Annotated in this window: 14 protein-coding genes; 10 read left to right on the plus strand and 4 right to left on the minus strand. The window is 73.4% G+C overall.

The annotated features are described in order from the left end of the window. Positions 1 to 128 precede the first annotated feature (128 nt). Positions 129 to 1,937 (minus strand): CASTOR/POLLUX-related putative ion channel, encoded by a 1,809-nt coding sequence (locus ACWEVS_RS36420; RefSeq protein WP_452415713.1) that lies wholly within the window; start codon positions 1,935 to 1,937, stop codon positions 129 to 131. Positions 1,938 to 2,078: 141 nt separating this feature from the next. Here ACWEVS_RS36420 and ACWEVS_RS36425 point away from each other — a divergent pair, with 141 nt between their 5' ends. The 8 genes from ACWEVS_RS36425 to ACWEVS_RS36460 all read left to right on the plus strand — a co-directional run bounded on the left by ACWEVS_RS36425 (position 2,079) and on the right by ACWEVS_RS36460 (position 11,724). Beyond that, entirely contained in the window at positions 2,079 to 2,762 is a 684-nt protein-coding gene (locus ACWEVS_RS36425; RefSeq protein ID WP_354910951.1) for a GntR family transcriptional regulator, read from the plus strand. Positions 2,763 to 2,833: 71 nt separating this feature from the next. After that, positions 2,834 to 3,976, plus strand: a complete 1,143-nt coding sequence (locus tag ACWEVS_RS36430; protein WP_452555270.1) for a DUF5925 domain-containing protein — start codon at positions 2,834 to 2,836, stop codon at positions 3,974 to 3,976. Between the two features lie 174 nt (positions 3,977 to 4,150). Then, entirely contained in the window at positions 4,151 to 5,224 is a 1,074-nt protein-coding gene (locus ACWEVS_RS36435; RefSeq protein WP_354910947.1) for a C39 family peptidase, read from the plus strand. Between the two features lie 132 nt (positions 5,225 to 5,356). After that, positions 5,357 to 6,625: a M20/M25/M40 family metallo-hydrolase gene (locus tag ACWEVS_RS36440; protein WP_452555272.1), complete on the plus strand. Its 1,269-nt coding sequence runs from the start codon at positions 5,357 to 5,359 to the stop codon at positions 6,623 to 6,625. Between the two features lie 338 nt (positions 6,626 to 6,963). Further along, positions 6,964 to 7,860 (plus strand): cucumopine synthase-related protein, encoded by an 897-nt coding sequence (locus tag ACWEVS_RS36445; protein ID WP_354910943.1) that lies wholly within the window; start codon positions 6,964 to 6,966, stop codon positions 7,858 to 7,860. After that, entirely contained in the window at positions 7,857 to 8,948 is a 1,092-nt protein-coding gene (locus ACWEVS_RS36450; RefSeq protein WP_449930791.1) for an NAD(P)/FAD-dependent oxidoreductase, read from the plus strand. Before ACWEVS_RS36445 ends, ACWEVS_RS36450 begins: the two co-directional genes overlap by 4 nt. 5 nt (positions 8,949 to 8,953) lie before the next feature. Further along, positions 8,954 to 10,183, plus strand: a complete 1,230-nt coding sequence (locus ACWEVS_RS36455; RefSeq protein WP_449930789.1) for a cytochrome P450 family protein — start codon at positions 8,954 to 8,956, stop codon at positions 10,181 to 10,183. Beyond that, positions 10,180 to 11,724: a class I adenylate-forming enzyme family protein gene (locus ACWEVS_RS36460; protein WP_452555275.1), complete on the plus strand. Its 1,545-nt coding sequence runs from the start codon at positions 10,180 to 10,182 to the stop codon at positions 11,722 to 11,724. The genes ACWEVS_RS36455 and ACWEVS_RS36460 overlap by 4 nt, the downstream gene beginning before the upstream one ends. A gap of 78 nt (positions 11,725 to 11,802) precedes the next feature. Here the strand turns inward: ACWEVS_RS36460 and ACWEVS_RS36465 are convergent, their stop codons facing one another. Beyond that, positions 11,803 to 12,381, minus strand: a complete 579-nt coding sequence (locus ACWEVS_RS36465; RefSeq protein ID WP_354911011.1) for a phosphatase PAP2 family protein — start codon at positions 12,379 to 12,381, stop codon at positions 11,803 to 11,805. A 120-nt stretch (positions 12,382 to 12,501) separates the two neighbouring features. Between ACWEVS_RS36465 and ACWEVS_RS36470 the strand changes: the two genes are divergently transcribed. Then, the gene (locus tag ACWEVS_RS36470; RefSeq protein WP_449930785.1) at positions 12,502 to 13,413 is read left to right on the plus strand and encodes a response regulator transcription factor; all 912 of its coding nucleotides are present in this window, start codon (positions 12,502 to 12,504) and stop codon (positions 13,411 to 13,413) included. Here ACWEVS_RS36470 and ACWEVS_RS36475 read toward each other — a convergent pair. Together ACWEVS_RS36475 and ACWEVS_RS36480 are read right to left on the minus strand one after the other, a co-directional pair. Then, positions 13,410 to 13,832 carry an ATP-binding protein gene (locus tag ACWEVS_RS36475; protein ID WP_452415506.1) on the minus strand — a complete coding sequence of 141 codons (423 nt, stop codon included), beginning with the start codon at positions 13,830 to 13,832 and terminating at the stop codon, positions 13,410 to 13,412. The two genes, ACWEVS_RS36470 and ACWEVS_RS36475, sit on opposite strands and share 4 nt — an antisense overlap. A 98-nt stretch (positions 13,833 to 13,930) precedes the next feature. Further along, the gene (locus ACWEVS_RS36480; RefSeq protein WP_452555277.1) at positions 13,931 to 14,659 is read right to left on the minus strand and encodes a DUF1206 domain-containing protein; all 729 of its coding nucleotides are present in this window, start codon (positions 14,657 to 14,659) and stop codon (positions 13,931 to 13,933) included. A gap of 94 nt (positions 14,660 to 14,753) precedes the next feature. Here ACWEVS_RS36480 and ACWEVS_RS36485 point away from each other — a divergent pair, with 94 nt between their 5' ends. Beyond that, positions 14,754 to 15,218 carry an adenylyltransferase/cytidyltransferase family protein gene (locus ACWEVS_RS36485; protein ID WP_354910928.1) on the plus strand — a complete coding sequence of 155 codons (465 nt, stop codon included), beginning with the start codon at positions 14,754 to 14,756 and terminating at the stop codon, positions 15,216 to 15,218. Positions 15,219 to 15,320: the final 102 nt, after the last annotated feature.

Consider the following 15,320-nt stretch of genomic DNA (forward strand, 5'->3'; position numbering starts at 1 on the left):
TCATGGCGACTGCGCCGTGGGGGCGGGTGCGGACGGGGCCGGCAGGCACACAATCCTACGTTGCCGCAGGTAGAGACGGAAGGATCAGGCACATCAGAGGAGGTGGGGCCGTCGCGGCGGCCCCCCGCCTAGCGCTCGGACAGGACGATCACGGAGTCGCCCGCGCCGAACGTCAGCGGCTGGTTCCTGTCCGGGTTGAGCACCACCCCGTAGTGCGGCGCCTGGTTGATGCCGGACGCGAGCCGGTAGCCGATCGCCGTCTCGCCCCGCCGCCTGGCCGACTCGATGACGGTGGAGAACGACACCTGCGCGCCCGGGGTCACGTACGAGGCGGCGGGCCTGGGGTAGATCTCCGACCCGCGCGAGTCGAACAGGTAGCCGAAGACGTCGGCCAGGTGCCGGTTCTCGGCCAGCTGGGCCAGCAGCAGGCCGATGACCGTGTCGCTGATGACGATGTCGTCGGCCTCGGTCACCTCGGCCAGCGAGCGGTTGTTCTCGTCGTGCATCTCGCTGACGATCGAGTACCGCTCGCCGGTGGCCGCCTGCATGTCGCGCAGCTGCAGCAGCGTCATCAGCGTGCGGGTGTCGGCGTGCTGCGGCTTGAACCTGTCGTCGGACAGCACGATCACGTGCTGGTAGAGGCCGACGCCGAGCGCCTCCAGGGCGTATCTGTCGGTGGTGTCGCACTCCTTGACGTTCACGGTGAGGTTGCGCAGGCCGGTCAGCTCGGTGCCCGCCTTCGGGTGGTCGGCCGCGACGTCGAGGACCGAACCGGGGGCGACGTAGCCGTCCAGGTAGCGGATGATGTGCTCGGCGCGGGCGTTCCAGTTGAGGATCAGCGTCCGCTCGGCCTCCGGCGGCGCGGCCGGGGCGCCGGCCATGTCCTTCTCGGAGTAGGCGGCCGGGGCGGTGGCCACGCGGATGAGCGAGTCGTCGTGGGCGATGACGACGACCTGGTCGTCGGCGGCGATGACGGTGTCCATGGGCGGGTTGAGCACGACGCCGGAGGGGCGGCGCAGGCCGATGACGGTGGCCGTCTCGTAGGCGTGCAGCGCCTCGCCGTACGTCCGGCCGGCCAGAGCGGTGTCGGCGCGCAGGTAGATCTCGCCGCCGTCGAAGTTCAGCAGGTCCATGCAGACCACGGACATGCCCGACTGCCGGGAGGACTGCACGATCAGCCGGGAGGCGGTGTCGTCGGCGTCGACGAGGTGGACCTGGTCGCCCCCGGCCAGGCGGGCGGCGGCCATGTTGCGGCTGGAGGTGAGCGAGGCGACGACGGGAGGGTGGTCGCCGGCGCGCTTGGCCAGCGCCAGGAGGATCTTGATGACGTGGGCGTCGGAGTCCTCGCCGTCGGGTGACAGGACGACGATGGAGCGAGCCCTGTCGAGGTTCATCAGGCGCAGGTCGCCCGGTTCGGTGGGCCGTCCGGTGCGGCAGACGAGCCTGGTCCGGCCGGTGTCGCCGATGCGCTCCCTGATCTCCTCCTCCATGTCGAGCTTGTCGTGGTCGGCCATGACGGCGATGACCGAGCCGCGCTGGCTGGCGTGCGCCTTGACCAGCTCGCCGATGATGGTGAAGATCTGGTCGGACCAGCCGAGGACGACGGTGTGACCGCTCTCGGCGACCATGGAGCGGCCCCTGCGCAGCCGGTCGATCTTCTGCTTGAGCCCGTTGGACAGCAGGCCGACCAGGATGCTGACGATGAAGATGCCGGCCAGCGACCCGGCGAACATCACGGCGAGGAAGGCGGTGCTGCCCTTGTCACTGGCGACCTTGCTGGGTGTCATGGCGTGCATGAGCGCCAGCCACAGCACCTCACCCGGGCTCGCTCCCTCGGGTTCGTCGGTGACCCAGACGGTTAATCCGGCCACGACCAGCACGATCGCGACGGACACCACGGCGAGCCAGCCGATGAGCGAGGCGGTCCCCTTGGACATGGTGTTGTCGAACCAGTAACGCACGCGCTCCCGCACAGACACCGTTTACCTCCCCGTGAATGAACCTTGACCAACGGCAAAAGGTACAGCGGCTTTCATGCGACGAAAAATCATCCACGCGAGCGCCCGTACGCTGGTGCCGTGACCACCGCGCACCTGGCCTACGAGACGCTGAAACGCCGCATCGTCGAGGTCGAGCTGCGCCCCGGCGAGCGGCTGATCGAGCGCGACCTGGCGGCCGAGCTGCGGGTGTCGCGGATCCCGCTGCGCGAGGCGCTGCGCCGCCTGGCCGCCGAGGGCCTGGTGGTGCTGGTGCCCGGAAGGGGCGCGCTGGTCAGCCCGTTCACCCCTGACGACGTGCGCGACCTGTTCGACGTGCGGGAGAGCCTGGAGGCGCTGGCCGCGCGGCTGGCCGCCGAGCGGGCCGACGCCGACGGCCTGGCCAGGTTGCGCGCGTGCATGGACCGCGCCCGCGAGGCGATCGCCGGTGAGGACAGGGCGGCCATCGCGGCCGCCAACGCCGACTTCCACCACGAGGTGGTGGCCATCTCGGGCAACGCGCTGCTGGCCGATCTGATGCGGCCGCTGGACGCCCGCCTGCACCGGTTGTTCCGCCTCACCTCCGACCGCGACCCCGGACGGCAGAGCCAGGAGCACGCCGAGCTCTACGCGGCGATCGCGGCGGGCGACCAGGAAGAGGCGGCCGCCTGCGCGCTGCGCCACGTGGCCGGCGGGCGGGCGGAGTCGCTGGCCGTGGCGCGCGGCTGGGCGGTGGAGGACATCGACCCCGTCCAGGCCACCCACTCCCGGCGCCGGACCCGGTGAAGCGGCGGCCACGGACAGACCACGGATAAAAGCAGTCGACGCCGGTGTGCGGAGTGCGGATCATTGATCGCATGTCCGTGCTGAAGGAGGTCCGTTTCCCCGCCGCCGAGCTGCCGATGAACATCTGGGTCGACGACTCCGACTCGGCCGCCGACATCGTCGACGCGCTCGCCCTGTCGCCGTTCGCGACCGGCGCCCAGCCGTGGGCCCGGCTGGCCAACCTGGAGCGGGTGCGGGCCGACGCCGCGCTCACCCCGCCCGGCGGCCGCCTGGTGCGGACCGCCCACGAGGAGGACGGCTCCGAGGCCCGCCTGTTCTGCGGCGACGGCTGGACACTGCGCGTGGTGCGGTATCGCAACCGCTGCGCCACCGTCAGCGTCACCGCCGTCAGCGAGGACCTGGCCCGGTCGGTGCTGTCCACGACCACCGACGGCGCCGTCGAGCCCCCACCGCCGACTGACCACGTCGAGATGGGCTTCTGGTGGTACGGCCAGCACGGCGCCCGCCGTTCGGACAAGCCCATCACCTCGCCGTCCTGGGAGCAGATCAGCGGCAACTACGCGGCGAGCGTGCGCGAGGCCGTCGGGCGGGTCATGGCGGTCAGGCCGGAGGACGTGAACGGCAGGCTGCTCCTGCTGCACGGGCCGCCGGGCACCGGCAAGACGTCGCTGCTGCGCACGCTGGCCAAGGAGTGGCGCGAGTGGTGCCAGGTCGACTGCGTGCTCGATCCCGAGCGACTGTTCAACAACCCCGGGTACCTGATGGAGGTGGCCGTCGGCGACTGCGACGAGCGCGGCGACCGGTGGCGGCTGCTGGTGCTGGAGGACTGCGACGAGCTGATCAGGGCGGGGGCGAAGGAGGCGACGGGACAGGGGCTGTCCAGGCTGCTGAACCTCACCGACGGCCTGCTCGGCCAGGGTCGCGACGTGCTGGTGGCGATCACCACGAACGAGGATCTGGCGCGGCTGCACCCCGCGACGATCAGGCCGGGACGGTGCCTGGCGCAGATCGAGGTGGGACGGCTGTCGCGCGAGGAGTCGCTGCGGTGGCTGGCCGAGAGCGGCGCCCAGGACCTCACGAAACAGGAGGGCGGCGCGCAGGACTTCGCGTTGCGGGTCGGCGCCGCGGGCGCGACGCTGGCGGAGCTGTTCGCGGCCCGTGCGGGACGCGCCTCGGCCCCCGCCACCACCGCCGAGCCCGGCCTCTACCTCTGACCGCGACCACTCCCCGGTCCCGGGCGCCGGTGACGCGCCCGGGGTCGCGGCGGCGTCCCGCCGGTCCGGCGGTGCCGCACGGTCGACCACTCGCGCGTACGGCGGCGCCCGGCCCGCCGGGAGTACGTAAACCTTCCGATGCGCCTCACCTGGCCTTCCTCCAGAATCGGCCAGGTGATATCCCGTGTCGCCTTCCCCCCGTGCGTGCCGGTCGAGCGCGGCTCCCGCGGCTATCACGATCCGTTCGGCGGCGAGGCGGCCGTCTGGGACTACGCCGCGTGGACCAGCCCGGAGGCCGAGATCGGCTTTCCCGCGGCCCAGCTGGTGCCGTCGTGGACGGCACGCACGCCGGCGGGCAGCTGGCTGGAGGTCGAGCTGCGGGGCAGGACCGCGGAGGGCCGTCACACCCGCTGGTACGTGATGGGCAGGTGGGCCGAGACCGCCGCCGACATCCGCCGCACCTCGCTTCCCGGGCAGGGCGACGAGGACGGCGACGTGGCCGTCGACACGCTGGTCGCCAGGCGTCCGCTGGTCGCCTGCCAGGTGCGCGTCACCCTGTACGGCACGGGCGCCGCCGTCGGCTCGGTCAGCGTGATGGCCTCGGGCGCGCCGGGCCCGGTGCGCGTGACGCCGCCGGGCGAGGCGAGCGGGATCGAGCTGGCCGTGCCCGCGCTCTCGCAGCGGGTGCACGCGGGCCACTACCCGGAATGGGACGGCGGCGGCGGCTCCTGGTGCGGCCCCGCGTCGGTGACGATGGTGCTCGGCTACTGGGGCAGGGGCCCCTCCGCCGACGAGCTCGCCTGGGTCGACCCCGCCGATCCGTGCCCGGCCGTCGACCACGCGGCCCGCGACATGTACGACCACAGCTACCAGGGCTGCGGCAACTGGCCGTTCGGCGTCGCCTACGCCGGGCGGTACGGCCTGGCCGGGTTCGTCACGCGGCTGCGGTCGCTGGCGGAGCTGGAGCGTCTGGTGGCCGCCGGCATCCCGGTGATCACCTCCCAGTCGTTCAAGGAGCACGAGCTGCCGGGCGCGGGCTACGCCACGACCGGGCACATCATGGTCGTCGTCGGCTTCACCGCGACCGGTGACGTGATCGCCAACGATCCGGCCGCCGAGGGGGTCAGGCGCGTCTACCCGCGGGCGGCCTTCGAGAACGTCTGGCTGCGCGGCTCCGGCAGCGCGGGGATCGTCTACGTCCTGCATCCGCCGGAGCTCCCCCTTCCCCCATCCGACGGCAATTGGTGATCGGCGCGGGTCAGCGGGGCGGATGGGGTTGGAGTGGACTGCGGCGGGCAGCCGGCGTGGCAGCCGCGCGACGGGCGGGACAGGCAGGACACTGTCGTCGCCCTCTGTGAGACCGACATTTCTGGGGATGATGTGAAGAGCGTTGCCGAGATCTGCTCCGACCTGATCAGGTTCGACACGACCAATCCCGGCTCGGGCGAGCGCCCGGCCGCCGAGTACGTCGCCACGCTGCTGGCCGACGCGGGCCTGGAGCCCACCGTCTTCGAGTCGGCGCCGCGCCGTACCACCGTCGTGGCGCGCGTGGCCGGCGACTCGCCCGACGCGCTGCTCATCCACGGTCACCTCGACGTGGTCCCCGCCGACCCGGCCGAGTGGGAGCTGCACCCCTTCTCCGGCGAGATCGTCGACGACTGCGTGTACGGCAGGGGCGCGGTCGACATGAAGGGCTCGTGCGCGATGACGCTCGCCACAGTGCTCGGCATGCAGGCCGGCGGGGTGCGGCCCAAGCGCGACCTGGTGCTGGCGTTCCTGGCCGACGAGGAGGCGACCGGCGACTACGGCTCCCGCCACGCCGTCACCGCGCACCGGGAGCTGTTCGACGGCGTCACCGAGGCCATCAGCGAGTCCGGCGGGTTCAGCGTGACCGCGGGCGACGCGCAGGTCTACCCGATCGCCGTGGGCGAGCGCGGCACGTCGTGGATGAAGCTGACCGCCCACGGCGTCGCCGGTCACGGCTCGCGGCCCGCCGTCGACAACCCGGTCGCCACCCTGGTGCACGCGCTGTCGCGCATCGCCGCCTACCAGTGGCCGGTACGGCTGACGCCGTCGGTCGCCGCGCTCCTGCGGAGCCTGTCGGAGATCACCGGCCGGCCCGTCGACCTCGACCGCCTGGACGCCGAGGCGGCCCGGCTGGGGCCGCTCGGCAGCCTGTTCAAGGGCCAGATCCGCAACTCGGCCAACCCGACGATGCTCACCGCGGGCTACAAGGTCAACGTCGTCCCCTCCACGGCCGAGGCGCACGTCGACGGCCGGTACCTGCCGGGGCTGCAGGAGGAGTTCCTGGCCACGATCGACGAGCTGCTCGGGCCGAGGATCACGCGGGAGTTCGTCAACCTGGAGGACGCGCCGTCCGCGCCGTACCCTTCGGCCTTCTTCGACGAGATGGCGGCCGCGCTGGTGGCCGAGGACCCGGCGGCGCGGCCGGTGCCGTACGTGATGAGCGGGGGCACGGACGCCAAGTCGTTCGCCAGGATCGGCATCAAGGGGTACGGCTTCGCCCCGCTGATGCTCAGGCCCGATCTCGACTACTTCGGCATGTTCCACGGCAAGGACGAGCGCGTGCCGGTTGAGGGACTGGAGTTCGGCACCCGCGTCCTGAACCGCCTGCTGACGGGCGCCTGAGCGGCCGGCGCGCCGGCCACCGGAACGACGGCGTGCGGGCCCGCCGAGGAGAATGACGGCAACCCCGTGCGCGTCATGACATCGCCAAGGTGGGCTTGGCTCGGCCGGGCATCACGGTGGAGCGCTCTCCCCGCGCCGCCGCCGCGCATGGCGTCCGCGGGCGGACCGTGGCGGCCGGCGGCGCCCGCAACGGGGCGGGATGGGCGGCGCCCGCGCTCGGTCAGCCCACCGTCAAATCGGACATTAGCCCTACATCGCTACTTAGCGTGCTGCTAACATCACATATTGTGACTAATCCGAAACGCGTAGAAATCGGCTGGCCCGGACTAGGCATCACGGTGACCGCCGAACTGGACGAGCGCAACGCCGCCCTGGCACAGAGCCTGTGGGACGCACTGCCGTACCGCAGCCTGCAGGGCCACGCCCTGGTGGCCGGCCAGCACCTCTACCACGTCGCCCCGGTCCACGACCTGCTGCACCAGGCCGCCGCCTACAAGGTCGAGGACCGGCGCACCGAACCGGACGGCACAATCTTCGCCTCACGACTTCAGCACCTCGGCATCAAGTACGGCGAGCTGACCGAACCCATGCCCGCCACCCCGATCGGCAGGATCCTCGACGAGGACCTCGACTCGCTGGTCGAGGCGGGCCACGCGGTCTGGGAGGCGGTGTACACGACCAAGAAGCCGGTCATCGCCGAGGTACGCCGCGCCGGCGAGCCCAGCGGCCACAGCCTGCCCCGCCTCACGGCGAGCGACCCCGAGACCGACACACTCATCGGCGACCTGCACGCCGAGACCGAGCGGATCTGGCTGGAGCCGCCGCAGGAACTCGTCGACCTGCACGAGGGCCGCATCGCCTCCAAGGCGGGCAGCTTCGACACGGTCCTGACGACGCTGCTGTTCGTCAACGGCGAGACCCGCCCGCTGGGCTACGCCAGCTACGGCGGCCTGGTGCGGGCCGTCTCCGAGGGAATGCCGCTGGATTCGCTGCGCCACATGGCGCACCTGCTGATCCCGACGCCCGCGGAGTTCCTCGGATACTGCGGCCTGGACAAGGTCTGGGACTTCACCAAGCGCGCCCTCGAGCGGATCGACGAGCTCGACGACCGCGACGACTTCGCCGCTCTCGTGGCGCAGATGACGCTCTACGTCAACTGCCTCGGCGGCTGGAACCTGCACCTGTTCCCGTGGCAGCTCGGCGACCATCTGCGGCGGGAGGGCGCGTTCACATGAGCGCCGACACGCAGGTCGTGGTCGTCGGCGGCGGGGTGATCGGCCTGTCGATCGCCTTCCACCTGGCCGAGGCCGGGGTCGGCACCGTCCTGCTGGAACGCGACGCGCTCGGATCGGGCGCGTCGCGGGCCACCGCGGACGTGGTCCGCGCCTACTTCGCCGGCAACCCGGTGAGCTCGGCGCTGGCCGTACGGAGCCTGGCGGCCTACCACGACTTCCCGCTGCGGCCGGGCATCGGCCTGCCGCTGCGCCGGGTCGGCTACCTGGTGCTGTTCACCGGCGACGAGCAGGTGGCGGCCTTCGAGGCCGACCTGCCCGCCCAGCGGGCGGCCGGGGTGGACGTCGAGCTGATCGGCGCGGACGAGGCCAGGCGGCGCAACCCGCTCATCAGCGGCGAGCTGCCGCTGACGGCGGCCGCCTGGTCGGCCGAGGCGTACGTCTCCGACACCGCCGCGATCGTCGGCGGCTACGCGGAGGCGGCCAGGCGGGCGGGCGCGCAGCTGCGCACCGACTGCCCCGTCACGGCGATCGACGCGGTCAAGGGCCGCGTGGAGACCGCCGACGGCGCGATCACGGCCGACGCGGTCGTGTGCGCCGCGGGCGCGTGGTCGGCCGCCCTGGCCCGCACGGCGGGCGTGGACCTGCCGCTCACCGAACCGATCATCCAGGAACTGCTCACCACCGACCCGTTGCCCGCCATGCCCGACATCCCGGTCACCCTGCACGCCTCCAGCGGCCTGCTGGTACGGCTGCGCGGCGACCGGCTGCTGATCGGCATGGGCTACCCGGGGCCCGACAGGGACGCCTGGCGGCGGCGCGTGGCCGCCCAGCTCGCCACCGTCTACCCGTGCCTGGCGGGGGCGGGCCTGCACACCGCGGTCACCGGCGTCCGTGACGCCAGCCCGGACCGCACCGCCTTCATCGGCCACCTGCCCGGCCCTCCCGCCTTCCTGTACGCGACGGGCTTCTCCGGCCACGGGCTGTGCAACGCGCCCGCGGCCGGGGAACTGGTCCGCGACCTCTACCTCGGACGCGACCCCGGGCTCGACACGACCACGCTGTCCGCACGGCCGGAGCGGGTGGGGTGAGCGGCATGGACGTCCGACCGGCCGAGTTCGTCCTCGACCCCGCCAGCCACGACGTGCACGCCGACTGCGCGCAGCTGCGGGAGCTGGGCCCGTTGGTCCCCGTCGAGGTCGAGGGGGTGCGCGCGTGGGCGGCCACCCGCTACTCCACGCTGGTGGCCGTGCTGACCCATCCCGACCTTTCCAGGGAGGTGAAGTACTGGGATCCGGCGGCCAAGGCCGCCGCCCCGCCCAACACCGCGGTCACCAGGCTCGCCGCCGACACCTCCATGCTGAACGCGGAGGGCGGGGCCCACCACCGCCTGCGGTCGCCGGTGTCCAAGTCGTTCACCGCGCGCAGGGTCCAGCGGCTGCGTCCGAGGGTCGCCGAGTTCGCCGCCGCGCACCTCGACCGCCTGGCGGCCATGCCGCCGGGGCCGGTGGACCTGCGCCTGGAGTACGCCTATCCGATCCCGCGGGATGTCATCTCCGAGCTGATGGGGGTCCCGGACGCGCTTCGGGACGAGCTGCACGAGCTCACCGACGTGGCGGCCAGGGTCGGCGACACTCCCGACGACGTCACCGATGCCCGCAAGAAGCTGTACAAGCTGCTCGACGAGATCATCGAGCTGCGGCGCGACACCCCGGGCGAGGACCTGATCACGGATCTGATCGCCGCCTCCGAACACGACGGGCCCGACCGGCTCACGCGCGCGGAGGTGGGCGACACGGTGGAGCTGCTGTTCATCGCGGGTCACGTGACGACGGTCAACCTCATCACCAACGCCGTGCGCGTCATGCTGACGTGTCCCGACCAGCTGGCCATGGTCCGCTCCGGGCAGCGGTCGTGGAGCGAGGTGGTCGAGGAGACCATGCGGTGGGATTCGCCGATCGCGCACTTCCCGATGCGCTACGCCGTACGGGACGTCGAGATCGACGGGGTGCCGGTGCGCAAGGGCGAGGCGGTCATCGGCTGCTTCGCCGCCGCCGGCCGCGACCCCGACCAGTACGGCGCGGGGGCGGCGTGCTTCGACCTGCGCGCGGCCTCGCCCGCCCACCTGTCATTCGGGCACGGCACGCACTACTGCCTGGGTGCGCCGCTGGCCCGGCTGGAGGGCGAGGTCGCGCTCGCCGCGCTGTTCGAGGCGTTTCCCGACATGAGGCTGGCCGACCAGGACAGCGGGTGGCGGCCGCTCGGCACGGTGCTCGGCAACAGCACCAGGTACCTGCCCGTGCACCTGGGAAGGAGGGTGCGATGAGCCTGGGCCGGAGCGTCTTCGCCGGCGTGCGCGCGGCGGGCCCGCGTGACGTGCTGGTGTGCGGGCGGCGCCGCCTGACCGGGGACGACGTGCTGGCGATGGTGGCGGGCGCGGCGGCCGTACTGCGCGCCCGCGGGGTGCGCGCGGGCGACACGATCGCCTGCATGTCCGGCCGCCAGCCGGAGTCCACGGTGGCCAGGCTCGTGGCGCTCGCGCTCGGCTGCCCCGTGGTCCACCTGCCGCCGGGCCTGCCGGCGCGGATCACGGCCGGCACGATGCGCGCGCTCGGCACCTCGGTGCTGCTCCACGAGCCGTGCCGGCAGGACGACGCCGAGCTGCTGCTCGACGCGCGGCCGGTGCCGATCTGCTACCGGCTCGACGCGGACCTGTTCTCCACCCCGCACGGGGCGCCGCCCGACCCGCCGGAGACGCCGCCCGGCGCGCTGTCGGCGGTGACGTTCACCAACGGCACGACGGGCGAGCGCAAGCCGGTCGCCCACAGCCGGCGGGCCGAGGCCGCGCAGCTGGCGGCGGCGCGCGCGATGTTCGCGCCCGAGCCCTGGCGCTTCCTGCTGCCGCCGGGACACCACGTGGCCGACCAGATCGCGCTGTGGACGCTGGCGACGGGCGGCACGGCGATCCTGCTGGCCGACGCCGAGCGGGGCAGGGAGCCGGAGGTCATCGCCAGGGAACGCGTCACGCAGGTCGCGGCCGGCCGGCCGGGCGAGCTGTACGGCCTGGCCGGCCGGCTGGGCCCGGTGGCTCTCGGCGCCGATCCCGGCAGCGTGCGGCTGGTGACGTACGGCGGCGCGGCGGCCGTGCCGAACCGCAGCAGGGACGTGGTCATGGGGCTCGGCCCCGTGGCCCTGCAGTGGTACGGGCTCACCGAGGGTGGCTTCGTCACCGCCCTGTCGCCGCTCGACCACCTGCGCCCCGACCGGCTGGCCTCGGTGGGGCGGCCGGTCGAGGGCGTGGAGCTGCGCGTGCGCGACCCGGAGGGCCGTGCGCTGCCGGTCGGCGCGACCGGCGAGGTGTGGGTGCGCTCCGCCCAGGTCATGAGCGGGTACCTGGACGATCCCGTCCGCACCGCCGCGGCCCTGCGGGACGGCTGGCTGCGCACCGGCGACCTCGGCCACCTGAACGCCGACGGTTACCTGTTCCTGGTCGACCGCGCCAGAAGTCGGCTGCCCGACGGCGTCCAGGCCCGCCCGGTCCAGCACGTCCTGCCCGGCCGTCGGGCCGTGGCGGACGCGACGGTCTTCGGGCTGCCGGTCGACGACGGCGAGGTGCTGGCCGGCACGGGCGTGACCGGCACGGGCGTGACCGGCACGGGTGTGGCCGGCACGGGTGTGACCGGCGCAGGGATGAGCGGCACGGGGATGACCGGCACGGAGGCGACCGGCATGGAGGCGACCGGCATGGAGGCGACCGGCACGGGGGCGACCGGCACCGGGGAGACCGGCACAGGGCTCAGGCGCGCCGGGGAGGCAGGCGACCTGGACGACCTGGACGCCCCGCGCGGCCGGACGGCACCCGCGTGACCGGGACCGCCCGCCGGGCCTCCAGGCGCCGCCCGGCGGCCGACGGCCGCCGTCATCGCGGCGGCGGGCTCCACGGGGTCAGACGCCGAAGGCGGCCAGGGTGCCCCAGGTCGTCGCGACACCCACCAGCGCGCCCACGACCACCTGGGCGGGCGTGTGGTGGGCGAGCCGGACCCTGGCCCAGCACACCAGCCCGACCAGCGCCCCGCCCACCAGCGCGGTCGGCATCGGCGGCAGCACGTGCGCCAGGACGACCACGGTTCCCGCCGACACCGCCGCGTGGAAGGAGATCTTCCAGCGCAGCGTCACGGGCACGGTCACCACCAGGGCGGCCAGCATCGCGGTCACCGTGGCCACCAGCAGGGTGGGGGCGCCCAGCAGGACCAGCAGCACCAGCGCCACCAGCACGGCGCCCACCGCGGTGAGCAGCGGCCCCGTCCGGCGCGCCCGGTCGACCAGGTGGCGGGAGTCGAGGCGGCCCCTGCGGACGCCGACGGCGATGACGGTGGCGGGCACGCCGCCGCACAGGGCCGAGGCGAGCAGGCCCCAGACGGCACCGGTCCAGCCCTGGGCGAGCAGGCCGACGACGGGCGGCATGGCGATCACCAGCACCTGGGGGGCGAACACCTCGGTCACCCAGCCGGCCATCCTGGTCATCACCAGCGTGTCCTCCCGTCTCGGATCATGGTCATCAAACCTGCCACGAGCGAACGGCGGAGGCAATCAGGGCAGCCGCGCACCCGAGCGCGTGACGCGACGATGCGCCATGATGGCGCGATGGACCACATCACGCTGAGCGCCTGCGCCGAGGTGGGCTTCCAGGTGGCGGGAAGCACGGGGGCGCACGGCGCGATGCGGGCCTTACGCCGCGTGATCCCGCTGGACGCCTACGAGTTCGTCGCCTTCGACCCGGCCACCGGGCGCCACCGCAGCCTGGTCTCCGACGGCCTGCGCCGTCCCCCCGGCCCGCTGCCCTCTGCCGGGACACCCGCCGCCGGGGGCGGCGGGCCGTACCCGATGGACGGCGCGCGGCTGGCCGCCTACGGCTGGCGGCAGGGGCTGACCACGCCGCTGCTGCTGGCCGACGGCCGCTACACCGGGCTGCTGAACCTGTCGGCGCCCCGCTTCCCCGCGCACGCGCTCACCGTCATGGCGGCGCTGTCCCCCACGCTGGCCCACGTCACCGACCTGACCAGGTGCGTCATCGACCCCGTCGGGCTGCCCAGCGGGTTCTCGGCGGTCGCCTTCGACCGCGGCGGCGTGGTACGCGACGTGGCGGGCGTGCCCAGGTCGGAGGTGGTGGCCGCCGATCCCGCCATGGCCGGCTACGCCAGGGCCTTCCTCGACTCGCGGGAGCTGAGCAGGCGGGGCCTCTGGCAGGACCGGGGCGGCCGGTGGCGGGAGGTGCGGGTGCTGCGCGCGGGCGTCGGCTCGCACGGCGCGCTGCAGGGGGCGGTGGTGGCCGAGCGGCCCTGCTGCCTGCCGTACGAACTGACCGCGCGGGAGGCGCAGGTGCTGACCAGGGTGGCGGCGGGCGACTCCAATCCGCAGATCGCCGCCGCGCTCGTGCTGAGCGTCCGCACGGTCACCACCCACCTGGAGCACATCTTCGCCAAGCTGGGCTGCGACAGCCGTACGAGGGTCACCACCAAGGCCCTGGCCGAGGGGCTGTGCGTGATCGACCTCTAGACACCCGCGGCCGCCCACTCCGTGGGGATCGTGACGAGCACCAGCTCGAACCAGACGGTGTTCACACCGTTCTGCCTGGCGTAGCCCCAGCGGTGGCTGAGCGCGTCCAGCAGGGGCAGGCCGCGCCCGTTCTGCGCGGTCAGGGAGGCGCGGCAGGCGCACGGCGGGCCGTCCGAGCCGCCGTCCTTGACGCAGACGCGCACCCTGGAGCCGGTGGACAGCACGGTCAGCGTGAAGGTGCCGTCGTCACGTGAGGCGGAGTGGACGACCGCGTTGGTGACCAGCTCGCTGGTCAGCAGCACGCTGTCGTCGTGCAGCGGATGTCCGGCGCCGAGCGCGGCGGTCACCAGGCGGCGTGCCGCGGCGACCTGGTCGGGAACTCCTGGCAGGGTCCAACTGTCGTACTCCGGCGGTTCCACGGCGACCTCCCCGACTTCGGCGACCTCTTAAGGACGCGGCGCCCGGCGGGGCGGAGGGGTCACGAAAAGGTAGGAATGCTCTTGCCGGTGGAACCGGGTCAGGTCCGGTGCCATCGCGCCTCTGCCAGGCAGTACACCGCGAACAACACCAGTCCCACGGCCACCGCGGCCAGCAGCCACGGGCCGGCGGGGGCGTCGGCGAGCGCCTTGAGCGCGCCATCGATGCCGACCGCCCTGCCGGGGTCGTAGGCGATCGCGGCCCGGCCGATGAGAACGCCCGCGGCGACGGCGACGACGCCCCGGGCGATGTAGCCCGCCTGGCCGAGCCGACGGACCGCCTGCCCGCCGCCGGTCATGTCCTTCATGAACCTCTCGGTCCAGCCCTCGTGGATCCAGTGGAGGCCGAGCGCGATCACGCCCAGTGCGGCGACGCCGACGAGCAGCTGTCCCGCGGGCAGGTCGAGCAGCGTCCTGGTGACGTCCCGGGACTGCGAGTCGGTGGAGGCCGCCTGCTTGCCGCGCAGCAGCAGGCCCAGCAGCGAGACGACGAGCAGCACGTAGAAGACCGCCCGGACGGCCGACTCCACCCTGTCGCGCGCCCTGCCGCGACGGGACAGCGCCTCCCTCGCCTGCCACACGGCCAGCGCGGCCAGACCCACCGTCATGAGCCACAGCACCACGGTGCCGAAGGGCTGTGCGGCCACGATGCCGATCGCGCCGCTCTTGTCGGCCTCGCCGTCCCCGCCGAAGGCGATCTGTAACGCCACCAGGCCGATCAGGGCGTACAGCACGCCCCTGGCGGCATAGCCCAGCTTGGTGAGAATCATGACGCCTCCCCTGCACCGGCAGGCGGGTCGTAAACCCGAGGCGGCGACCGAGTACGCTGCGATCGGATGAGGCGACTGGAAGGGGAACCTGCGCGTGAGCAGCCTGGAGGCCGTCTGGGTGCAGCCGTACGAACAGCCCGGCGCGGCGGTCGTGACGGGCGTCTTCGACATCCTGCACGTGGGGCACGTGCGCTACCTGCGGTCGGTGGCCGAGCGCGGCCTGCCGCTGGTCGTCGGCGTCGAGGACGATCCGCGCGTGCGCGCGTGGAAGGGTCCGAGCAGGCCGCTGAACCCGGCCGCCGAGCGGGCCGAGGTGCTGGGGGCGCTGCGCGCGGTGTCGGGGGTGTTCATCGTGAGCGGCCCGCCCGAGGCGCACGGCCCCGAGGACTACATCGACCTGCTCGCCCCGATGCGGCCAGGCGCGCTCGCGCACACGGCGGGCGACCCGCACGCGGGCGGCAGGTGCGCGGCGGCGGCGCTGCTCGGCGCCCAGTGCTGGGAGCTGGAGATGATTCCGGGGCGTTCGACGACCAGGATCGTCAACGCCGGGCTAGGATGAGCTCCATGCAGCGCGCTCACGTCTTCGTCACGACGACGCCGGACCCGTACCCGGCGCGCTGAACTCATGCTCCCCGGGCGAACGCCCGGGGATCGCTGGTCG

This window comes from Nonomuraea sp. NPDC003754, from assembly GCF_053605785.1.